The following is a 22,947-nucleotide window of genomic DNA, read 5'->3' on the forward strand; positions in this document are numbered from 1 at the left end:
GCTTGGATTCGTTTCATACAGCTGCGATCTCAAAATCGAGTGTATACCCGTCCCTATCCTTTGGGTACATCCTCACTTCTGTAGTGCCAAAGCGCTGCATCCAGCAGCGTTCCTCCCCCAAAAAGGGTTCGACGATTTCTTTCACGCGTTCATCCAAAAAATCGTTCGTGACGATCCACCTTCCGAAGCCCATTTTTCCACTGTTCCTTAGCTTTTCCGGACAATTAGGAGGCAGCAGCCATTCTGCGATCACGACGACTCCCCCATCTTCCGCCCTTTTGATGACAGCAAACAGTGTTTCGGCGGAAAGCGAGGAGCCTCCAACCATAACCAATTTCGGTCGTCCCAATTGATCTACACTGACTTTATCGTCAAATGCAAGGACATTTCTAACCGGATAAAATAACGGATGTACCCTTCTTCCGTCGCTTGAAACATACCCTTGTTCTAACGGGAATTGTTCGTACGCTACATCTCTTTTCAATTCGTGTCTTGGAAAATCATAGCCTGGGATATGCATGCAGCTGCCATGAGCTGGTATCGTTCCTCGGCTGAGCAAATGCCAGATGTGAAACACGCTTTGGGAACCGCCCAAATTAGCGAGTGTCCTATTGCCGAACAACCTTTCATTCTGACCGTAATTACCGTCATTTGAATGGATGATTGCGATATCCGGATTCGCCTCTGAATGGTGCCAGGTCAACGTATGCTCAGGGATAAATTTACGGACAAACTCTTTCCATACTTCACCGAATTCGGTTGTTTCAAATCCAGTTTGACGGTGTTTCATCAAAACATCGATATTTTCCACGAACAAATGGGATGGTCCCATCAAGTAGCCCATTTTCAAAGCAGATTCAAATTCCTGCGGAGAGTGACCGGGAAATCCTTGAAAACGGGTGAACCACCTTCCCGTATCCGGACCCCACAAATCGGCGCAAATCCATAGCGCTCTGTCATATTGTTTGGCCGCTCCCAATGCGGTAGATAGCTGCAAAGATTGAAACGATTCCTTCATAATCTTGGGGCTGATGTCCATTCCCGCTCTGGCAAATGTGTGGAACATGGTAGGAAACACATGCTCCGCAATCAAAGGCATGGAACTACGGGGTGATCCGACTTGCTCCAAGACGCTCTGTACATGCTGGACATGGGACATAACTGACCGCTCAACCTTGGCGCGCGACTCTTCCAAATTCATATCATCGGTGCTGCCCCAATGTGGGAACCACCCGTCATGCCGATACTGTCCGGCGTTTATTTGCAGATGCTCCGGTTCATCGTACAGCAGTCCAATGCACCGACCTGAGCGCGCTGCTTGCATAATCGTCTCATCGGGCACGTCGTACCGGTTCGTTCCTTCCGTCCAGGGCCCATTAATGTTTCCATATTCGTTACCGAGACAAATGTCTAATCCCGCTTCCGCGATATCTGCCAAGAGCTCTGAATACCCTTTCATTTCCGGAATCACATGATGAACATAAAAGTCCGCTTCCAACTCGAGCAAAGCGTGTAGAAATTCATCAGGCTCAGGCTTTGGGTCTTGAGACGGACAAACACTCCCCGTTCCCGTCCGCATAATAAGCTCTGAAGCTTCCCCTGCCCACGGATCCTGATATGCAACAACAGGACCCTGTATCCCCAATTTCGGTTTATGCGTCATAGACATTCTTCACGTCCTAACTGCGCTTTCAAAGGATTTTCGGATCAAATCCAAACATTCCGCTACTTCTTCCGGCTTTGCATGTTCCAGAATCAACGGGACATCCGGTAATTGACTGGTGAGCAGCGCTGCATACACGCTCCAATCCGCTTGTCCCGCCCCTACCCTAGGCGTTGTAAATATTCCATCACGGTATAGTGCGTCTTTGGCATGCGCAATCGGAGAATGTGAAGCAATGCAGTCGAAAATGTTTGCCATAGCCTCTTCCTGACGGCTCAAATCTTCTTGCGTCAAATAATTGAATGGATCCATTATGAGAGCCAGCCCTTCGCTTCCAAGCTGTTCCATCAAACGGACACCCTGTTCCGGAGTCGCTAGCACATTAAGCGCAAATCCTTCGATCAACAACATGGCATCATTCTTAACTGCCCGGTTCCGCAAACGGTCAATGATTTTCAGCAGCTCATCCCATGCTTCAGGCGTCCGGTTTCCTTCAAAATCACGCCAAGCGTTAGTAGGGTGAAGGCTTCCCGTTTCCGTCGCGATATACCGTGTATCGTAAGCCGAACATAGGTCGATCATCTTCTCGAGCTGTTTCAACTTGTCTTCACGCTTCTGAAGGTTAGGATTCAGCAAATTGGTGTAACCCGATAAACCTACGACGGAAATCCCCTTGTTTTCGAAGATGGTACGGATTTTTTCAGCACGTGTCAGTGAAAAAGGCTCATCGTCCATCACGTGCATAGCTTGCTTCGGGTCGATCTGCACATAAGTCAACCCGTGTTTGCTTGCGTCTTCGGCGATTGCTTCCGCGCTCCAGCCTAGATATATGTAACTCATGAAACCGAGTCTGTTCATGACTAATCGCTTCCTTTCAACACGTCCGTTCTTTCAACTACGCATCCTTCTTGACTGGAAATGACCATTGCAGTCGTCATAGCGATAGTCTGCAAGTTATCTTCCGGAGTAACCGGCGGGCGCTCGCCTTCCTCCATGGCAGTCATGAATGCGATCATAGATCCTGCGAAAGCGTCAGGGAACCAAGTTCCTTTCAGTTTGATCTCATGCACGACGTTTTTGTGTTTGTTGAGCGCCATATAGAGCGTATCCTGCGTACACCAGAAGCTTCCTTCTGTCCCGTCAATCCACCAGGTGTTGCTATGGGAACGGCTTGCTTTTGCAATATTGTTAAAATGAAGCGAAGCCATGAGCGGGTTTCGTCCGCCTTTCGGACCAAACTCAACGTTTGCCGAATAGATCAGCGGGTCAACCGCGTTTTGCTGCTTCAGCTGCGCTGTCGTGCAGTGTACCCGGGACCACTCTTCTTCGGGATTAGGGTTAAAATATCGGCACAAATCCACATAATGGACACCGTGATCGACAATATTGAAATTTTTCATTTTCGTCCACCACCAACCGGCTTGGTCTTGGAAGGAACGCATATCATGGTGAATGCTGTATACCTCGCCGATGAGATCCTGCTCAAGTACAATCTTCAGCGCTCTATGAGCCGGGGCCCAGCGAGCCTGTTGGTTCACGCCAAGCACGATACCCAGCCGATTCGCCTCTTGATTAAGCACCTGAGCATGTTCCAAATCCAACGCTAACGGCTTTTGGCATAAAACAGGCCGAGGCGCCTTGCCGATCAGTTTCAGCACTTCCATTCTCGGTTCTGGATGGATCGCTAAATCGATAATCCCAACTTCATCATTTTGCAATAGTTCATTAACATTGGTCGTCCAATAGGGAATATCAAATTTTTCCGCTGTAGCGCGAGCCGCTTCCTCGTTGACGTCGCAGACAGCCGCAATATGCAATCCATACTTACGATAGGCGGGTAAATGCGCCGTATTCGCGATGCTCCCGCAGCCGATCAAGCCGATTCCGCATTTCTTTAAGTCCGGTATATTTTGCTTTCTCGGCAAATAATCCTCTGGTCTAATAAATTCCATGGTATCACCTCTTAATTACTACATTACATCACTACGAAAAAACATTTATAGGCTGTTCATGCTATTTTTAGGGATCATTCGACCACAATGATTGGATAGTTTTCTGGGGTAATTTTAGCTTGTGAATACGTAGTTTAGGAGTTAGATGATGGAACGACCACAACTGCCATACATGTAAACAAGACAAGTAGCAATAGATTTCCACATTGTGATATAATATTTAAAATACGGTTGTGAAGCACACGCCGCTCCCCAGTTTCAGGTTATCCTGACTGAGGAGCGGCTTTATTTTTACCTAAGGAGGTATGGTGGTTGAATTTTGAACTTGCTTATTCAGAATTTATACGACATCATGTAAAGTCGCGGCAAAGCGATGCACGGAGGCATTTGACAGAAGGACTCGGTCATGCGGAAAAGTTATTTTTGCAGCAAGTATGGTGGCCCGCCTTTTCAAACTTTGACAATTTGGTGCCTGAGTATGAAATCCAAGACTTCCGCGACGGTACACGATTTCTCGATTTTGCGTTCACTCGCGAGCACGTCAAGTTGGCAATCGAAATCGACGGATACGGTCCGCACTTGCAGAATATTACGCGCTCTCAGTTTTCCGATCAATGGATCCGGCAAAATCATTTGCTGCTAGATGGCTGGAAATTGCTTCGCTTCTCCTTCGATGATGTAAAAGACAAACCGAGAATGTGCGAGCAAATGATCCATCAATTCATGGGAAAATGGTTTGGAACCAGTCACTCTGGTCAGTACAGCAGTTGCTCCTTCGAAGATAAAGAAATTATTCGCATGGCGCTTCTCAGCAATAGAAAAGTAAAACCGAATGACGTATGTTCAGCGCTAAATGTTGAACAGCAAAAAGCGCGCAGCCTGCTCCACAGCTTACTCTCAAGGGGAATACTCATCCCAGGCGGACGCGGCAAGCAAAGAATACACATCTATCATTTATCACATTCCATTACAGCAGAGTTCTGCGACTTGTGACACAATGATGAAAAGGAATCGTTACAGCATAGGAACAAAGGGGGCGCTCCCTCGCAACGATGTAAACCATCGTTACAGCATAGGAACGCAGGATGCGTTCACTCGCAACGATGTAAAACATCGTTACAGCATAGGAACACAGGACTGCGTTCACTCGCAACGATGTAAAACATCGTTACAGCGCAGGAACACAGGACTGCGTTCACTCGTAACGATGTAAAACATCGTTACAGCATAGGAACACAGGACTGTGTTCACTCGCAACGATGTAAAACATCGTTACAGCATAGGAACACAGGACTGCGTTCACTCGCAACGATGTAAAACATCGTTACAGCACAGGAACACAGGATGCGTTCACTCGCAACGATGTAAAACATCGTTACAGCANCTCGCAACGATGTAAAACATCGTTACAGCACAGGAACACAGGMCTGCGTTCACTCGCAACGATGTAAAACATCGTTACAGCACAGGAACACAGGATGCGTTCACTCGCAACGATGTAAAACATCGTTACAGCGCAGGAACGCAGGGTGCGTTCACTCGCAACGATGTAAAACATCGTTACAGCACAGGAACGCAGTATGCGTTCACTCGCAACGATGTAAAACATCGTTATAGCACAGGAACGCAGGATGCTTCACTCGCAACGATGTAAAACATCGTTACAGCACAGGAACACAGGACTGCGTTCACTCGCAACGATGTAAAACATCGTTACAGCACAGGAACGCAGGATGCGCTCCCTCGCAACGATGTAAAACATCGTTACAGCGCAGTAACACAGGACTGCGTTCATTCGCAACGATGTAAAACATCGTTACTGCATAGGAACGCAGGATGCGCTCCCTCGCAACGATGTAAAACATCGTTACAGCGCAGGAACACAGGACTGCGTTCACTCGCAGCGATGTAAAACATCGTTACAGCATAGGAACACAGGACTGCGATCCCTCGCAACGATGTAAAACATCGTTATAGCACAGGAACACAGGGTGCGTTCACTCGCAACGATGTTTTACATCGTTACAGCATAGGAACGCAGGATGCGTTCCCTCGCAACGATGTAAAACATCGTTACAGCACAGGAACACAGGACTGCGTTCACTCGCAACGATGTAAAACATCGTTACAGCACAGGAACACAGGATGCGTTCACTCGCAACGATGTAAAACATCGTTACAGCACAGGAACACAGGACAGCGTTCACTCGCAACGATGTAAAACATCGTTACAGCACAGGAACACAGAACTGCGCTCCATCGCAACGATGTAAAACATCGTTACAGCACAGGAACGCAGGGTGCGTTCACTCGCAACGATGTAAAACATCGTTACAGCACAGGAACACAGGACTGCGTTCACTCGCAACGATGTAAAACATCGTTACAGCGCAGGAACACAGGACTGCGTTCACTCGCAACGATGTAAAACATCGTTACTGCATAGGAACACAGGATGCGTTCACTCGCAACGATGTAAAACATCGTTACTGCATAGGAACACAGGATGCGTTCACTCGCAGCGACTTCAGTCCGAACGTGGCTTGAATCTAAAGTCCAAAGAGCAGCCAAGGATGTCCAAAAAATCGATAGAATGAAACAAAACCACCGATAACGGTGGCCTTGTGTATGATCCTATTTCTCAGCGCTAAATGTTGGTTACCATCTTCGCTTCTTTAAACTGTGTTTGCTTCCCCGCTACGAGCACATACGTTTTACCCTCAACAGCCTCAAACTTAGTCAAAAACTCTGAAGTTATGGTTTCAACCGGCATCCCATCCATTTCCACGATAAGAGACGACTGCGGGCGTCTGCACGTTACGGTGCATAATTGGCTTTTCGTCGCTTTAATGACACAGCGCGTAAGCTCGCCTTCCTCCCATTCCATCTCGATCTCGAAACCGCCACGGGCGCGAAAACCGCTGATTTTACCACGCATCCATGCCTTCGGTAAAGCCGGAAGCAGTGCAATCTCCCCACGGTGCGATTGCAGAAGCATTTCGGCAATTCCCGCCGTTCCGCCGAAATTACCGTCAATCTGAAAAGGTGGATGATTGTCGAACAAATTCGGTAGCGTCGAGAGGGAAAGCAACAAGCGAACATGCTCATAGGCTTGTTCCCCGTCTTCCAAGCGCGCAAAAAAATTAATGATCCAAGCACGGCTCCATCCCGTTTGGCCGCCCCCGTTCTCCAACCTGCGTTCCAGCGTCCTTTTCGCCGCTTGCGCCCATTCCGGCGTATGCCTTGCATGAATGATTTCTCCGGGATGGAGCGCGAACAAATGAGAGATGTGACGGTGGCCCGGATGCACTTCATTCCAGTCCTCCACCCATTCCTGCAGCTGTCCGTGCTTACCGATTTGCGGCTGCGGCAGCTTGTGAAGTGTAGTTTCCCATTTCGGCCGTATCGTCTCATTCGTTTGAAGAATGTCGGCAGCCTCTATACATGCACTGATTAATGTATAAATGATTTGGGTATCCATGGAAGGCCCTATAGTCAAACAACCTACGCTTCCGTCGGGACCGATGAATTTATTTTCGGGAGAGGTAGAAGGGCCCGTAACAAGACGTCCCTTTTCATCTTCAAACAAATAGTCCAGGAAGAATTCAACCGCTTCCTTCATAACCGGATACGCCCGTTCTCGGAGAAATGATTCATCCAAGCCGAACCGGTAATGCTCCCAGAGGTGCAGGGACAACCAAGCGGCACCCATCGGCCAAATTGAACCTGGAATATGATTCCCTTCAATTTGCGTGGATCCCCACATATCGGTATTATGATGAGCGACGAATCCATTGCAACCATACACCTTCTGTGCCGTTTTCCTGCCATGAGGCCGCATACGATCGATCAAATCAAACAATGGCTCATGGCATTCAGACAAATTACAAACTTCCGCAGGCCAGTAATTCATCTCTGTGTTAATATTGATTGTGTATTTTGATTCCCATGGCGGTGTAAAACTTTCATTCCAAATGCCCTGCAAATTCGCAGGATTTGAACCAGGACGGGAACTAGCCATAAGCAAATAACGGCCATATTGGAAAAACAGAGAAATGAGCCCTGGATCTTCACCACCGTCTTTGTACCGTTGAAGTCTGACATCAGTAGGCAGTACTTCGATTTCACTGGCATCTTTAGGACGTCCCAACTCCAGCTTTACACGTCCAAATTTAGAAGTATGATCCGAAACGTGATCCTGCTTGACCCTTTCGTATCCCTTACTTGCCGCATGAACCAACTGTTGCATACACTCGGCTTGAGGGTCCTCATGTCGAAATGTTGTTGCAGCCGAAAGATAGATGGTAACAGCTTCCGCCTGATGAACAGTGAGGAAATCACCGATTGCATCCACCGTTCCGCCTTCTGGAACAGCTTTTACAGCCGTGCAGTACGTCACTCCGTTTTTTCCGCTTTCTCCGCTCATTACCAATGTATCGTTGGCTATCCTTTGTGTACCTTCATCAAACGGTCTTCGGCTCAAATGCATCCTGAGATTCAATGTTGCAGGCCGATTGCACGTGATCCTGATAACCATCACCTGATCGACCGCGCTGCTGAACAATTCCCTCTCATGCTGGACATCATTTAGGCAATAGCTAACATGGGCGATACCCTGCTCAATGTCCAAGTCCCTGTAATAATTGGAAATCATCTTTTTTTCCCCGTCGTGGTAGAAATGCAAATCACCCAACGGTTGATAGGGACGCATGGATTTGGGATTGGACATTAACCCCATTTGTGCCAGCTCTTCTGCCTCAATTTGTTTCCCTTTACTTAATAAACGCCTTACTTCCGGAAAATATCGCCGACCATCTGGATTGTCTCCGTTCACCGGTCCGCCGTACCAAACCGAGTCTTCGTTTAATTGCAGCCGTTCTTGATTTACTTTTCCAAATATCATCGCACCCAGACGTCCGTTGCCGATCGGTAATGCCTCATTCCACGTTTTTGCCGGTTTTTCATACCACAGCTTTGTAACACCAGTTGATTTCCGTATATGTTCCAATGACATCTCTCCTTGATTAAGCTATTTATTAGACGAATCGGTCATTTTTCGTATTCGCAATGCGTAATAAAGCTTTGCAGGCAAATCAATTCGGAATCGACCTTCATATATCCCGCTAAGCGGCGTGATCGTCATATTCCATGTATCGATCAGATCAACCTCATATTTCCCATCCGGCAGTGCAAATTCGCGGAATGCAAAACGATGCGGGCCAAAGTACTGTAAATAAAATTCGCCTCTTACCTCCAACGTTGCGGCATCAAGCCGATCACTGCTGTAAGTCATATGAGCCGGCGCATCCTCAAGAATGCCGCGCATAAATTCGATTCTCCGAACGCTTCGTCCATGAAGTTCCCCTCCATGCGACCACCAAAGAACTTGCTCCGCATTCAAATACGTTTCTCCGTGAGTAACATAGCCTCCACGGCAATTTCCTTCCCAAATCCGGCAAACTAACTCTTCAGGGGTCGAACTGCCCCACATGGTATCCAGATTTCCCTCGTAACCGCATTCATCGATAATGACCGGTTTACCATAATGCTTGGTACATTCCGATGCAATTCTCACGTCGGTATGTTTGATGCTCGCATGCGTCACCCATGGAACTCCGAAGTCATACCATGTTTGACAATAATGGATCGAGCGCAAATGTCCGCCATAATCGTATTCCTGAACAATTCGAAATAAGCGCTTCCAATCCTCAAGACTTTTACACTTCATTAAATCGTATTCATTGGCGAGCGACCACCATACGTTGTGGTATGAACCCAGTCGTGCGATGACATAGCGTAGATATCGATCGTCCTCATCCGAAGACATCTCATCGAAGCCCCAACGTCCCTCGTCGTACGGATGAAACAAAATGAGGTCCGCCTGTATGCCCAAATCTGCCAAATCCTTTACCCTTTTCTCCAAATGGGCAAAATAATCCGGGCGAAGACGGCTATAATCGAATCCTTGTTCTGACGAGCCTTCAAAAGGATAGGCACTTGGCTCAGCGTAATTAAACCCATCGTTTTTCGGGAACACACACATGCGGATTTTGTTAAATGGCGAATTCTGCAGCGTAAGCAGCGTTTGCGCCTGAAGTTCATCACTTTGCAAATGCCATACATAAGACGTCGTGCCAAACGGGGTGAACCGAGTTCCATCCGCATACTGAAAATGAACAGCATTCTTTACCCGAATAGGTCCGTGATTGCCGGCTTCTGGGTTGATGCAGGTAAACTCTCCCGATATCCTGTCCAGATCCGAACAATTACTTGACGTTGCATACGACCATATGCCTTCTTCCTCCGGCATGAACCGGATACGGTATTTCCCGTTGCCATCGTAAAATCCTTCCGCTTCAGCAACATGCCGTTCTTTCTTGAATATGGCGCAGAGACGTATGTCAGTGAACGGGTTTCCATCTGAGGGACCTTCCAGTATCAACTCAAATACACCCCAACGTTCCACTTCCTTGGTTACTCTCAGTCTGACCTCCTCCTTCCAGGTTTTCTACTCAAACCTTCAAAATGCGTAATGCGAGATTAGGTTTTCCGGGGAGGTCAACCCTGCTAGGTCCGCGAAACGTGCCTTTAACCGGTATAATCGTCATGTTCCAGGTATCAATGATCTCGATATGGTAGGAAGCATTTTCAGGGAGATCAATGAACTTATAGGCATGCTGGTGATGACCGAAATACTGAAGCCCATAATTTCTTTGCTGCCAAGCTTTCATCCAATCTGCAGGACCTTCCTCCATAATTTTTCGCAAAAAAGCGATTCTCTCCGTACTCTCTCCATACAGTTTACCCCCGGAGGATATCCAGGCCCTTGTCTCCTTGTCAATGAATGATTCACCATGCCCGACAAACCCGCCTCTGGACATGGCTTCCCAAAATCGGTGGGTCATTTCCTCTCCAGAAATATTGCCCCAACGTCTAGAGCTGTTGCCTTCATAGGATATTTCGTCAATGACGATCGGTTTCGGATTCGCCTCCCGCCAGCTTGTCGTAAGCTCCGCATCCCAGTGCTGTATGCTTTGATGAGTAATCCAAGGCTTGGAGAAATCGTACAACCAGGAAGATTTGTACATCTTCGTCCCGTTATGGATCGAACGAAGATGTTGGTACGGGTCCTTATGCTGTACGAATTGGATCAGACGATCCCAATCGTCAACTGTTTTGAATGAATTAAAGTCGTACTCATTACAAAGCGACCACCATACGTTCCGGAAAGCGGAAAGACGTGCGATCACGTAGCGTAAGTAAAAGGTATCGGATTCCGCGTCCATGTTATCGACGCCCCAAAACCCTTTATCGTAGGGATGAAATAAGACGAGATCGGCCTCTATGCCAAGCTGCATCAAATCATCGATCCGCTTTTCTAAGTGGGCAAAAAATTCGGTATTGAACCGCGTTTTATCCACATCCTCCGGACACGTTCCAGCGAAAGCCAACCGAAGTGGAGGTTTCATATCGCGTGTAGGTAAAAGACACATCCTCACTTTATTGAACGGAGAATCTTTCAATGATTGAAGAGTAAGCTCCTCAAGCCGCTCGTCTCCGTGATGGGTCCAATGATAGCAGGTAGTGCCGAACGGCATATACGGCGTACCGTCCTCATACGCGAATAAATAATGATCCTTCACTCGCACTGGACCATGGTTCTCGGCGGACGGCTCGACACATAAGAATTCTCCGTAATGACCATCAAAATCACTATGATTGCTTTGGGTAACATAGCGCCAGACGCCAGCTCGATCAGGCATGAAGCGGATCCGGTACGTTCCGTTTCCATCGTAAAAGCCATCAGGCTCTATAACGAGGTTCTTGTATTGAAATCGGGCGGATAGCTGAACCTCCTGAAACGGGTTGCCTTCGGACGGTCCTTTTAACGTCAGTTCAAACCGTCCCCATTTATCCACTTCTCGCCCGTTTTGTTGAATACCCATCGGTACATTATCCCCCCCTCAATCTGTTATGAACATTACTTGATACCGGAATGTGCCATTGTCGCAATGACCTTACTTTGGAACGTCAAAAACATGATGAAATTAGGTAAGAATAGGATCATCGCAGCCGCAGCCGCAGCACCTTGCCTTGACACACTGTTCGCCAAACCGGAGGTCAAAGTTTGCACATAGAACTGAAACGTTTTTAATTCCTCATCCTGAATAAAGTTTTCCGATGCTTCCGTGCTGAGCCATGCCGAGTTAAATGCAATGATGCTGACTGTCATAATCGCAGGCATAACGACGGGAATAACGATTCTTAAAAAAAGCGTAAACTCTTTGGCCCCGTCCATCCGAGCAGAATCGAGCAATTCATCCGGGAGTTGATCGATAAACTGCTTCATCAGAAAAACACCTGTCGGCACAGCTACGAGCGGAAGGACATGTGCCCAGTACGTGTTAAAAATGCCCAATTGGCTGATGATCAAATATCTGGGAATCGAAACCGTTTCAGGAACGAACAACAGTGTCAAAAGTATCGTCGCGAATATCATCTTATGACCAGGAAATTTATGCTTGGAAATCGGATAAGCGCACATGGCACTTGCAATAACGATTGCAGTAACACCCAGTGCAGTGGCAATCACACTGTTAAATAAATATCGAGTGATCGGAACAGCTGTCCCTTTCGTTATGGACGCTAATTCCATAAAGCTTTGAAGAGTAGGATGTCTCACGAATATGTTCGGCGGATAAATGAACAATTCCTCATAAGGCTTAAATGCGTGATTAAATATGTAGACCAGCGGCAGCAGCAAAAAAATACTCATCAAAACGAGAATGACAATTGAGATCTTTTCCATATGACTAAATCTGCGCGGCCTTTTCCGTTTTCGCCACGAATTGAAATTTCGAAGAGTTCCCGCGACGCTCATTTATTCGCCCTCCTTCGTGCCGAACAGCTTCTCGCACAGCTTGTTAGCAAAGTAAATAAATATAAGCAGAAGGACGGATAACGCCGTCGAATAACCGAGCTCAAAACGGGTGTATCCATAGTCGTGCATGTGAGTCAGGAGAACATGGCCCGAATATTGCGGCGTCGGATTCATGCCCGAAAGCGTCTGGCCTATTTCTCCGGATTGAATCGCACCGACGATAGCCATGACAGCTCCGAACAACATTTGCGGCTTTGTGGAGGGAATTGTTATGTACCAAATTTCTTCCAGCCTGCTGCGAATGCCGTCCAGTTTGCCTGCTTCGTACAGCTCCGGATTCACATTCAAAATACCGGCCAGCATGGCTAGGAACCCGATCCCCATACTTTTCCAAAGTGTGACAAAGACCATGGAACTCATCAAATACTCTTTGCTGGTAGCCCACAATTTGGGTTCGGCAATGAATCCGAATTTCAGAAGAACACTATTCAAATAACCAATTCGATCGCTTGATAACATAGGAACCCATATAATGCCAATCGCTATCGTGCCTGCCAAAGAAGGCGTGTACATAGCGAGTGTAAACCATTTGCGATAGATACCTGGCAGGATCGAGATCAGCCACGCTAGTAAAAAAGCTGCTATATATCCACCTGGTCCGACGAGTAACGCAAATGTAATGGTGTTCGGCAGCGCGTATTTGAGCAAAGTCAAATCCTGGGATATCATGTAACGGAAATTGTCCCAGCCAACGAATCGAGGAGGTTCAATGGAATTATAATACGTAAAACTAAGTACGATCGCAGAAAGAACAGGAAGGAAGATAAAAAGAATGAAACAGATCATAAATGGTGCTATGAATAAATAAGACACCCGATATGACCAAATCGTTTGCAGCAGCGTACGATCCTTTTTCTTCACTCGTTTTGTGGAAGTATGAACACTAGGCAGCACTAGCGGCTCACTTTTTAACATACTTATCCACCCCTTCCCACGGCTTTGTAATAACCGGCAAGTCCAATGACCTTACCATTTTTCCGTTTCCGTCGACAAATTTAAATTCCTGCAGTTTTCTTTGGACTTCGCGGTCCAATTCTTTCGCGGACAGTTCGAGCGAAGTCCGGTAGTTCATCCCGTCAATGACGGTTCGGTTCCATGCATTTTTCAATTCGCGCTCCATTAGATAGCTGCCGCCTGGTACATTCGGAACTTCCCTGTACCATCTCCATTGCTCCAAAATCGCTTGCAGATCATCTTCCTTCCAGGGAAGCTGAGTGAATGCATCCATATTCGATGTAAACCAGCGGAACGTCACGCCGTTGAGCGTTTCCAAATCTGTGCCGAACCTTTCCTGTACTTCCGCCGAAGTCCACCATTTCAGAAACTCCCAACCTTCCTTCGGATGCTTGGCGTTTTTCATAATCATCGAAGAATACATGTTTCCACCCATCCACCTGGCAACCGTTCCATCATCCTGCCGTTCACCGGGCACAGGAGCTACCCCCCACAAACCATTCAGTTCGGGAGCCGCTACATTCAATTGCAGATACGTATTCAAATCGGCAATACCAAGAGGATACGACCCGTCTCTGAAATGCTGGTAGAAGCTATCCATTTGTTGATCGATCGCATATTTGTTTTGCAGCTCGGTCCATTGTTTAAACGCATTGAAGCTTTTCTCTGTAGTCAGCCCCGTTTTCGAGCCGTCTTGCAAATAGTATTCCGCCCCATGCATCTGCAGGAATATACCGTGGTCGTTAACCGGCGTGAAGTTCATACCGTTCTGCTGAAGCACAGGCAGCATTTTGTAAAGATCATCCCATGTATCCGGTACTTTCAGATCTAATTTTTGTAAAATATCTTTCCGATAGTACATCACTCGAAACTCCTGTGTTTCCGGTACGGCGTAGTAACCGCCATTATAATAGAAAGCCGGCCACGTACCCGGGGAAAACTGCTTATAGTACTCGTCGAAGTCCGGAAATTGCTTCAGATTATAGATGCCACCGCGAATCGCATAGTCGAACGGAATTTGCTGCTGCAAGCCTAACGCAACGTCAGGCGCAATTCCTGCCGCATTCATCATAACAAGCAGTTTCTCATCTTTGAGCAGATTCACTCTAACTTTGATTCCGGTTTGCGGTGTAAACATCTCATCCGCCAGACCTTGCAGCATATTAACGTAATCCCGTCCTCGGAGCATCCAGACATCAAGCACCATCTCATCCTTGTTTGTCGTTCTTTTTGATTTGAAGGAATCGATAAAATTGATGATTGCCCCTTCCCATTTTTCGTAGAAGGTCGGTAACATATTCGGAAACGGCTGCTCAGCAGGCACGACATAAATACGATCCAATTGGAGAGGTTGATAGGTGAGCTGCTTGATTTGTTCGGCCACCCTGCCTTGCAGCCTGTTCAGGATGCTTGCATTATACGGAATTTCATCTGGGTTTTTCAGCAAGTCTTCCATATCTTTCTGAACAGTCACAAGCGCTTGCGCAACAGCATCTGGACGGCCATTGATGGTTGCCATACGTGCCCGAACCCCATCCAAATCATCATGTACGCCTTGTAATTGTTCGACAAAGGTGGGAAGGTCTTTTTTGAAATCCCATGTTCGGTTTTTATCGTCCACCCCGCCGGTCAGCGTTCTTAAATCAGCGGATAGCTTCGACAATTCACTTATCGTATGATCCAAATCAGAAGAAATTGAACCGAGAGGAGCCCATGTGACGCGCATCGAGATCGTATTGGTCCCTTTTTTCAAGTAAAATTCGTAAGGATTATCTCGATCGTCGGACAATGTAATACCTTTCCAGCCTGATGAGTACATAAACCGATAGGCCTTTAGTTCCGAAAACGGCACTTTGCCGTTGATCATAATCTGACGGAACGAGGAGCGGTTAGATACGTAAGATTGATCCGCGCGCATCGCAATTTTGTAGTAACCGGTTTCCGGTACGTCGAAGTTCCAGCTGATCTCTTGATTATTCGATGACCACCGGGAACCGTCTATCACATTGTAAGTAATGTGCCCACGTACACTGGGTGTAGTAGCGATATCGTTATCGTAGGCCAGGGATATGGATGAATCGTTCTTCCATTGCATCTGTTCGGCTTCGATCACAATCGGGTCCGCTTGTACTGTAGGAGCACCTGTTGGCCACTTGCTTTTCACGGTTTTATAGTCGGTTGTTTGGTCTGGCGCTTTTAACGTTATCGATTCAAGTGCAAAAGGATCACTGCCCGCCAACCGGATTCTGTGCTTCCCTGGTTTCAAATACCAGGTTAGCGGCTCTTCGTATACGCCAGACAAATCGCGCAGCTCCCAAGATAACCATCCGGATTTGTCATCAGCTGTTGGGCGAATCTCATCGCCTTTGTCGTCTTTGCGAATCGGAAACTTATCCTTCCATTGCCGGTATAACTCGACCGATTTTGATTCCAAATAAGGGCTTGAGCCATCAACGGTCAGATTTAACGCAATCGGCTTGCGGTATTTCGTACCGACGAAAGGATTGTATGACATTTCGATCGTATACAACCCGCCTTGCGCCACATCCACTTCGTATTCGATCCATTCATCCCTTGCGGCACTCCAGATCAAAACGCCGTTTTTCTCGTTATAGGATCCTATAGAAACAGTCGCGTTCTCCGACTGACCAACCAGCTTCGAGCCAGGTATGGTCATTTTCCCCATGTGATCGGTCGAAGCGCCTTCCTTTTTCCACTGATCAAGCTTTTCAAAATAATAAGGATCCAGTTGCTTGGATGAATTCGTCTGATTTTCCATGCTCGTTGTCTTCGAATCTGCCCCCGATGAAAGGCTGGTATCCGCTAAACCGGGAAGCGTTTGACTGAGCATACATACGAGCGCCAGCATCGTTGAAATCCATACCCGGGTTCGAAAAAACACCTTCAACTTCATCCCTCCGCTGTCTATTTAGTACAATAGATTGTCCTTTGAATCCTTATCAAAAAATAGTGCTTTCTGCATATCGAGAGACAGAATAAGCTTCTCGTTTTCCTCAAAGTCGTGATCGGCTCGGGTTCGAACAATCAGTAGATTGGTCATTCCGATATCCATGTATAAATACATATCCGCCCCCATCAATTCGTTGATCTTTTGAATCCCGTTAATTTGAGCATAGGAGGTAGCTTCACTCACAGCCGGATTTACATGGATATTCTCACAGCGAATTCCTAAAACGACGGTTCTGTTTACTTTGTTTTTCATCTTTAAAATGTTCGATTGACTCGCAGGGATTTCCAAATAATACCGGTTTGTATGAAACTCTAGCTTGCCGTCCGTGCTTTCCATAATTTTGCCCTCAATTAAATTGATCGGCGGCGTCCCGATAAATCCGGCAACGAACATATTTCTTGGATGATTGTAAATCTTCTGCGGAGTATCTACCTGCTGGATAATGCCGTCTTTCATGACGACGATGCGATGTCCCATTGTCATCGCTTCCACCTGATCATGCGTCACGTACACCATCGTCACGCCAAGCTGCTTGTGAAGCTTAATGATCTCCGTTCTCATTTGGACTCTAAGTTTAGCATCCAAATTGGATAGTGGCTCATCCATTAAGAAAACTTGGGGATCACGGACAATGGCTCGGCCGAGGGCTACACGTTGACGCTGACCGCCGGATAGCTGCTTAGGCTTCCTGTCCAGAAAAGGTTCGATTTCCAGTATCCTCGACGATTTTTTAACTGCTTGATCGATCTCGTGTTTGGGCATCTTACGCAAGCGCAAACCGAACGCGATATTTTCGTACACGCTCATATTCGGGTATAAGGCGTAGTTTTGAAATACCATCGCAATATCCCTATCCTTCGGCGGCAAATGGTTGACCAATTGATCTCCGATATAAAGTTCTCCCGATGTTATATCCTCCAAGCCGGCGATCATTCGGAGTGTCGTTGATTTACCGCAGCCTGACGGACCTACCATGACAAGAAATTCTCCGTCGTGTATTTCCAAATGGAAATCTTTGACAGCATATCCACCATCTTTACCATAACGTTTTTCCACGTGATTCAAAAGAATGCGCCCCATTGCGGCACCTCCGATAGTCTGTTTCAAACTTCCCGATGATAACGGTTTCAGTTCATTATACATCCATCGACTTTTTAACTTATAGGTGATGATTGCTTACTCTATAGGTGAATCATGCTTTCAACTGACGTGCTAGCCAATCGTATGATTGTCTTCCGGACACTTCATGTTTTCCTGGAAAAAGATCAACTTCAAACTTTCCTTCGGTTCCCTCGGTATAATAAATCTCCTTAAGTTTGACAATAGCTTCCTGTACGGAAGCAACTGGAAATAGCGGGTCTTCGATTCCCGATTCGACAAACAGCGCTCTCGGTGCAATCAGTCCGATCAACTCTGGAAGATCCGCGTAAGGAAGAATCGAAGGTAAATAATTGTCAATGCAATGATTCATTGCTAATAAGCTTCCTCTAAAAGTGCTTGTAAACGCACAAATAACGGTAGCCTTAATACGTTCGTCCAGAGCGGAACTGAGCGAAGCAATTAAACCGCCACCGGAAAATCCCATGCATCCGATCCGATTCGGATCTACATCCTCTCGCATTAACAAATAATCAAGTGATCTGATTGCCTCATAAATCCGCAGGCCGGCTAACGTTTTTCCATAAAGCAGCAGACGGGAAGCAAGCGAAAAGCAGGAACTGCTTTTTTTCGGATCCTTATCCTTGTCCGCCGACAGCCTACGATCACCGAACCCGATAATCTCGGGCGCAACGACGATCATGCCCCTTTGTACAAGTTTCAAAGCAAAATGCTGATGGATGCCCGGAGGTGCATCATCCGTGGTTCCGTCTGGCTTTAAACCAACGATCTCCCTGCTTCCGTATCCGTGTCCGTGCCATGCAAGCACGGTTGGCGCTTTACCCATGAGCCGTTTCGGACTCAATACGAATGCAGCAACCTGAAGGTTTATATCTGTCGTATAAATGACACGCTCTAGATAGTGATCTCCTTTATCCATCCTCTCAAGTACAACGGGATTCAATTCACCCGTCGTATCGGGGATTTCCCCCAAACTTTTAAGCAGTTTTGACCGTACATCGGCTTTTCTTTCGTTCCATGGCTTTTTGATTGCTAGCCTAGATTCATCGTTCAAGTTGTTATATACAAGTTCCAAGTAATCATCCGGATTCCACATCGATTTTTCCTCCACTTTAATAAATTAAAAAAAGAGCTGTTCCATAGCTATGGTCAGCCCCCGCCCAAATTAATACGTTATAGCTTTATCTTCGAATTCTTGGAAATTTTGTCGATATTGTCGAGGCGTTACCCCTGTTTTTTTACGGAATAGAGCATGAAAAAACTTCATATCCTGATAACCGACTTGATTGGCGATTTGATAAATCGGAATATCGGAAGATTTCAACAGTTCGCAGCATTTTTGAATGCGTACGTTTTGCAAGTATTGCGTGAACGACAGACCCGTTGATTTTTTAAATAAGCGTTGAAAATGACTGGCACTTAAAAAAAAGTAATCCGCCACATGCTGAACGGTAAGGTTTTGTGTGTAATGGGATTTGATGAAATGTACGACTTCCTCCAACATCCGAAAAGGAACAGCCTCCGATTCATTCTTCAATTCAAAGCGCTGCAGCATCACCAGCATTTGGATTAGCAAAGCGGTCAGAATAGTCTCAAAACCGGTGCTCCGCTTCAAATATTCACGGTACATATTGTCAACGATCGTTGAGAAGGTATCATGCTTATCTTGAAAATGCAGCCACCGCTCCGGACACTTACATGGAAACGTGATGGAATTGTAGGTGTGAGATTCTTCCTGCAGAAGATGCATCCAGTTCTCCATTAGTCCAACTCGGAAAATGCAGTTATATATCACGAGCATTTTATCCTGCGTCGGAGATGACGGCCTAAATACATGTGATGTTCCAATTGGAATCACAAACAGATCTCCCTGTTTAATGGGAATCACTTGATCTTCAATGTAGTGATAACCGCTTCCTTCCCCCACATAACTGATTTCAACGAAATCATGTGTGTGCTGGGTGGTTGTAAACGATTCCAATTCACGATTTATGAAAATATCCATCTTTCCGTCAAAAAACAAGTCTCCACTTAAATGACCAATTCTACCATTCATGACCATCACCTCCAGCACATGATTTCAACCCTCTTTTACCCATTCTTCCGCTAGACAAACATGTTTGATTCCTTTGCGTAAATATGAAAAAGCAATATGAATCTTACCATCACGCGTAGAGATAATCGAAGGGTAGGAATACCCGATTTCGCTATCCTTGTACTCCAAATCCGCCATCTGTACGTTTCTGAAATAAGGCCAGGTTTTTCCCTCATCTTCTGAGATGGCTAACGTAAGCGGTGTACGTAGCGGTTTCTTGCGGAACTCGCCCTTCCTTTGAACCCACCTGAATTGGTCACGCTCCATGGTGGAGTTGTTATAGATCAAAGCCAGATGGCCGTTCTGCATCTTAATGAACTGCATCGAGGAATTGTTGTTCGGCAGTTCACTCTTGACGGGAACCGTCCAGCTTTTTCCGTTATCGCGAGAAACACTTGTATAGATACGGTCCGCCTGGCGGCTCCGGAACATCGCGTAGAGCGTACCATCGTTTAATTCAACAACGTTCATTTGCACCCGGTGAGTACTTCCCTGCACTTCGAATTCCTTCCATGTTTTCCCTTGATCCGAGCTGATTTGCACAACGCTGTAGTGCCCGTCAAGCTTACAGTAATACGTCGGGAGCAGCCAATCGCCATTTTTGAGCACGAGCAGAGGATGCCTTAGAAATATGCCCAAACCGTCAAACAAAACTTCAGTCGGACTCCAAGTAAAGCCTAAGTCTTCCGATACGCGATAAACAATCCTCGATGTTTTTTGATTATGGGGCTCGTTGGACGTATGGAACAGCCATAGTTTGCCATCTGGCGCTTGATGCAGGATCGGATTTTGCTCGGATCGTTCGGGGTCACCCGAAAGCTGCACGGGAGAAGTCCATTGTTTTGATCCAGCAGGTAATCTCGCCATCAATACATTGGTATCAGGATTGCCCTCCCCGCTTCCCGAAAACCACACGCAGAGCAGGTCGCCGTTGTCCATTTCCAGCAAATTGGCTGCATGGTTGTCATTTGGATACGGAATGGGAAGGTAAGCTTCTTGTAGTTGCGGATCCGTCTCCGACTGTACAACAACTCCATTGAAACGTTTCATTAGAATACACTCCTTGTCCGCATGGTAAACCATTTCATTATAAGTTCATTTCCTTCCATGTTAGCTCTGTTCGGCAAAGCGTTTGATTTGAGAAAATAAGTTTGCCTTTTACATACAAACAATAGCCTTCCTCGATATTCGGAATATCTGATAACACATCCGGTTTCCGGTAAGTGATCCGAATTTCCGTGCCTGCTACCTTTACGCGGTCCAAGCAAAAATAATCCAATCCCGTACTTAGAGGATCTAGGACAATTCCCTCTTTTTCAATTGTTAATCCCGCCACATGTGAAATTATCAGATCGATATAATACGAGTGATTGTATTCCTGTTCGTCACTTAACGGTTCGCCCGTTGCACTGTTGTAATGCTCAACAAGACCAGGCTGGTTTAAATCTCTTTGCATAAAATGGAGAAACGAATATTCGCGCAGATAATAGGCAAACTGACGGTCGAATTGATGATTTCTCCGCTTACTTTCCTTTGCGAGCGCATCAAGCGCGATGGAATTGGTATAAGGCCAGGTCGGGCCGTCCCAGACGCAGCCGTTCCGTCCTTTGACAAAATGGCCCATCCAGCCCCCTTCTTGCGAATAGGCAGGACAATCGGCGGAAACAGACGGGAACGGACACTTCGTATGAAATTCCTGTTCATTGAACAGATGCTCGATCATCCCATTGAAACGATCATCCAGGATTTCTGCCCAACCGGGATAAATCCCGACAATATTTTTGACAAACGCTTTCTCATCGGTTTGATAATGTAGATCGTAAAAGAACTTTGTATCTTCATTCCACATTTTGTCAAGAATGTCCTGCTTGATATTGTCGGCTTGTAGATAAAATTCTTCTGCTTCCGCGTCACCCGCTGCTTCGCACAATTTAGCAACGCCGAGCGTGTTCAAGTAGTGGTACACCGCTCGGTCCACCCTTTTGAGATGGGTGTAGGTTGCCTTGTCCTTGGGATTTTTCGGAAATTGGTGGAAATACCAATAGCTTGGCTGATATTCTTTTCCCGTCCGCGTATGTTTGTGTTCGATCATCAAATGATCTTGGTCATTTCCGTTCACAAGCTTCCATGCCGAAATATTCGATTTCATGGCTGGCAGTATCTCCGCTATCATCTCGGTGTTTCGATGCACGAGATAGAGCTGATATGCGGCCCAGCAAGAGAAGTTCGCAAACGAATGCATGATGGTATCTACCGTTAAGCAGCTAAACATGCCGTCTTCGCCGGGTGCATTCTTCATGTTTCGCAACGGACCTTCACTATATATCGGATCGTGATACCATCTGGCATCCATCAGATGCAGTGGAACGGACAGATTGATCAGCTTGCTGAACTCCCACCCTCCTTTGCTGAAGGGTTTTTTACTTTTTTTATGAGATCTTCCCTCGTAAAACAATGGATAGGACAAGTGACCGTACTGTGGATCTGCCAAATTATGCCGAAGCAGAAACCAACGATAGGTCCAAGTCTTATTTAACACAGGGTCGCTGCTGGTAAATTTCGGTGTTTTTTCAAACCAGATTTGATACTCATTACGCTGATTTTCTATGACCTGATCGATTGTGTAAACGCTTTCCGCATACGCCGAAGCTCGTTCCCTCAGCAAGTCGGTATGATCCTGACCGGAAATTCCAAATGCCGCAGAGACGATAATATCTTTGGATTCTCCTGGTTTCAAACGCACTTCTTCGAACAATGCGGGATCGCTGACGGCAACTACACCTGCGATGTCAAAGCTGTAATGCTCGATGTTAAACATGCCGTATAGATAATTCCCTTTGCATTCCGAGAACGCATCTCCATACGTCTCCAATCGTAATACGAGCTCCTCGCTGCTTCGATTTGTCCAAGTCTGACAGGAAACTGCACAGTCGTTCCAAGAGATGAACTTGCGCTCAACCAATGAAAGACGATTACCTGTATATGCCATGAGCAAGTGACTCGGAAACCATTCGGTCTGGCACGGCTCAAAGCTTTCTTCCAAATTGTTCGTTATCTTAAACAACAAAGGAATATTGACTTTGTGAATAAAATCGAACCGTCCGGAAAAACCAGGTACGGGATCCAAATAATCGGCCCACAACCGCGCTCCGGTCGAACCGAGCAAGAGTGCACCGGGGAGCGTACGAAGCGCTTTTTTTCCCGCGCGCAATTTTTCGTCCAATCGGCTGCCAGCTGGCATGGATGACCTCC

Annotated in this window: 15 protein-coding genes; 1 reads left to right on the forward strand and 14 read right to left on the reverse strand. The window is 46.6% G+C overall.

From position 1 onward, the window contains the following. Positions 1 to 13: 13 nt before the first annotated feature. Genes ASG85_RS35640 through ASG85_RS35650 form a run of 3 tightly spaced genes read right to left on the reverse strand, consistent with a single transcriptional unit; the run spans position 14 to position 3,615 of the window. On the reverse strand, positions 14 to 1,669 hold the full coding sequence (locus tag ASG85_RS35640; RefSeq protein WP_235550294.1) for a hypothetical protein: 1,656 nt from the start codon (positions 1,667 to 1,669) through the stop codon (positions 14 to 16). A 3-nt stretch (positions 1,670 to 1,672) separates the two neighbouring features. Continuing rightward, entirely contained in the window at positions 1,673 to 2,521 is an 849-nt protein-coding gene (locus ASG85_RS35645; protein ID WP_060649399.1) for a sugar phosphate isomerase/epimerase family protein, read from the reverse strand. Between the two features lie 2 nt (positions 2,522 to 2,523). Continuing rightward, positions 2,524 to 3,615 (reverse strand): Gfo/Idh/MocA family protein, encoded by a 1,092-nt coding sequence (locus ASG85_RS35650; RefSeq protein WP_060649400.1) that lies wholly within the window; start codon positions 3,613 to 3,615, stop codon positions 2,524 to 2,526. A 312-nt stretch (positions 3,616 to 3,927) separates the two neighbouring features. Between ASG85_RS35650 and ASG85_RS35655 the strand changes: the two genes are divergently transcribed. Continuing rightward, the gene (locus ASG85_RS35655; protein WP_060649401.1) at positions 3,928 to 4,608 is read left to right on the forward strand and encodes a hypothetical protein; all 681 of its coding nucleotides are present in this window, start codon (positions 3,928 to 3,930) and stop codon (positions 4,606 to 4,608) included. Positions 4,609 to 6,262: 1,654 nt separating this feature from the next. Here the strand turns inward: ASG85_RS35655 and ASG85_RS35660 are convergent. The 11 genes from ASG85_RS35660 to ASG85_RS35710 form a co-directional block, all read right to left on the reverse strand. Then, positions 6,263 to 8,623, reverse strand: coding sequence for a glycosyl hydrolase family 95 catalytic domain-containing protein (locus ASG85_RS35660; RefSeq protein WP_060649402.1), 2,361 nt, complete (start codon positions 8,621 to 8,623; stop codon positions 6,263 to 6,265). 21 nt (positions 8,624 to 8,644) lie between these two features. Beyond that, positions 8,645 to 10,081, reverse strand: coding sequence for a DUF5605 domain-containing protein (locus ASG85_RS35665; protein WP_235550295.1), 1,437 nt, complete (start codon positions 10,079 to 10,081; stop codon positions 8,645 to 8,647). 46 nt (positions 10,082 to 10,127) lie between these two features. After that, the gene (locus ASG85_RS35670) at positions 10,128 to 11,561 is read right to left on the reverse strand and encodes a DUF5060 domain-containing protein (RefSeq protein ID WP_060649404.1); all 1,434 of its coding nucleotides are present in this window, start codon (positions 11,559 to 11,561) and stop codon (positions 10,128 to 10,130) included. 35 nt (positions 11,562 to 11,596) lie between these two features. Continuing rightward, positions 11,597 to 12,496, reverse strand: a complete 900-nt coding sequence (locus tag ASG85_RS35675; protein WP_057301699.1) for a carbohydrate ABC transporter permease — start codon at positions 12,494 to 12,496, stop codon at positions 11,597 to 11,599. Continuing rightward, positions 12,497 to 13,471, reverse strand: coding sequence for a carbohydrate ABC transporter permease (locus ASG85_RS35680; protein ID WP_057301700.1), 975 nt, complete (start codon positions 13,469 to 13,471; stop codon positions 12,497 to 12,499). Then, positions 13,458 to 16,424: an extracellular solute-binding protein gene (locus ASG85_RS35685; RefSeq protein ID WP_060649405.1), complete on the reverse strand. Its 2,967-nt coding sequence runs from the start codon at positions 16,422 to 16,424 to the stop codon at positions 13,458 to 13,460. The genes ASG85_RS35680 and ASG85_RS35685 overlap by 14 nt, the downstream gene beginning before the upstream one ends. A gap of 15 nt (positions 16,425 to 16,439) precedes the next feature. Then, entirely contained in the window at positions 16,440 to 17,561 is a 1,122-nt protein-coding gene (locus ASG85_RS35690; protein ID WP_060649406.1) for an ABC transporter ATP-binding protein, read from the reverse strand. Positions 17,562 to 17,673: 112 nt separating this feature from the next. Continuing rightward, complete coding sequence (locus ASG85_RS35695) at positions 17,674 to 18,696, reverse strand: dienelactone hydrolase family protein (protein ID WP_060649407.1); 1,023 nt, start codon at positions 18,694 to 18,696, stop codon at positions 17,674 to 17,676. Between the two features lie 69 nt (positions 18,697 to 18,765). Continuing rightward, positions 18,766 to 19,656: an AraC family transcriptional regulator gene (locus ASG85_RS35700; protein ID WP_057301704.1), complete on the reverse strand. Its 891-nt coding sequence runs from the start codon at positions 19,654 to 19,656 to the stop codon at positions 18,766 to 18,768. A gap of 24 nt (positions 19,657 to 19,680) precedes the next feature. Further along, positions 19,681 to 20,745 carry a sialidase family protein gene (locus tag ASG85_RS35705; RefSeq protein ID WP_060649408.1) on the reverse strand — a complete coding sequence of 355 codons (1,065 nt, stop codon included), beginning with the start codon at positions 20,743 to 20,745 and terminating at the stop codon, positions 19,681 to 19,683. Between the two features lie 37 nt (positions 20,746 to 20,782). After that, the gene (locus ASG85_RS35710) at positions 20,783 to 22,936 is read right to left on the reverse strand and encodes an MGH1-like glycoside hydrolase domain-containing protein (RefSeq protein WP_060649409.1); all 2,154 of its coding nucleotides are present in this window, start codon (positions 22,934 to 22,936) and stop codon (positions 20,783 to 20,785) included. Positions 22,937 to 22,947: the final 11 nt, after the last annotated feature.

This window comes from Paenibacillus sp. Soil724D2 (assembly GCF_001427935.1).
In the GTDB taxonomy this organism is placed as follows: domain Bacteria; phylum Bacillota; class Bacilli; order Paenibacillales; family NBRC-103111; genus Paenibacillus_E.

Bases quoted from the DNA above. Each gene is read 5' to 3' on its own strand.
- ASG85_RS35650 (WP_060649400.1), bottom strand. From the start codon at position 3,615: ATGGAATTTATTAGACCAGAGGATTATTTGCCGAGAAAGCAAAATATA.
- ASG85_RS35705 (WP_060649408.1), bottom strand. From the start codon at position 20,745: ATGAAACGTTTCAATGGAGTTGTTGTACAGTCGGAGACGGATCCGCAA.
- ASG85_RS35675 (WP_057301699.1), bottom strand. From the start codon at position 12,496: ATGAGCGTCGCGGGAACTCTTCGAAATTTCAATTCGTGGCGAAAACGG.
- ASG85_RS35710 (WP_060649409.1), bottom strand. From the start codon at position 22,936: ATGCCAGCTGGCAGCCGATTGGACGAAAAATTGCGCGCGGGAAAAAAA.
- ASG85_RS35670 (WP_060649404.1), bottom strand. From the start codon at position 11,561: ATGGGTATTCAACAAAACGGGCGAGAAGTGGATAAATGGGGACGGTTT.
- ASG85_RS35685 (WP_060649405.1), bottom strand. From the start codon at position 16,424: ATGAAGTTGAAGGTGTTTTTTCGAACCCGGGTATGGATTTCAACGATG.
- ASG85_RS35695 (WP_060649407.1), bottom strand. From the start codon at position 18,696: ATGTGGAATCCGGATGATTACTTGGAACTTGTATATAACAACTTGAAC.
- ASG85_RS35700 (WP_057301704.1), bottom strand. From the start codon at position 19,656: ATGAATGGTAGAATTGGTCATTTAAGTGGAGACTTGTTTTTTGACGGA.
- ASG85_RS35645 (WP_060649399.1), bottom strand. From the start codon at position 2,521: ATGAACAGACTCGGTTTCATGAGTTACATATATCTAGGCTGGAGCGCG.
- ASG85_RS35680 (WP_057301700.1), bottom strand. From the start codon at position 13,471: ATGTTAAAAAGTGAGCCGCTAGTGCTGCCTAGTGTTCATACTTCCACA.
- ASG85_RS35640 (WP_235550294.1), bottom strand. From the start codon at position 1,669: ATGTCTATGACGCATAAACCGAAATTGGGGATACAGGGTCCTGTTGTT.
- ASG85_RS35690 (WP_060649406.1), bottom strand. From the start codon at position 17,561: ATGGGGCGCATTCTTTTGAATCACGTGGAAAAACGTTATGGTAAAGAT.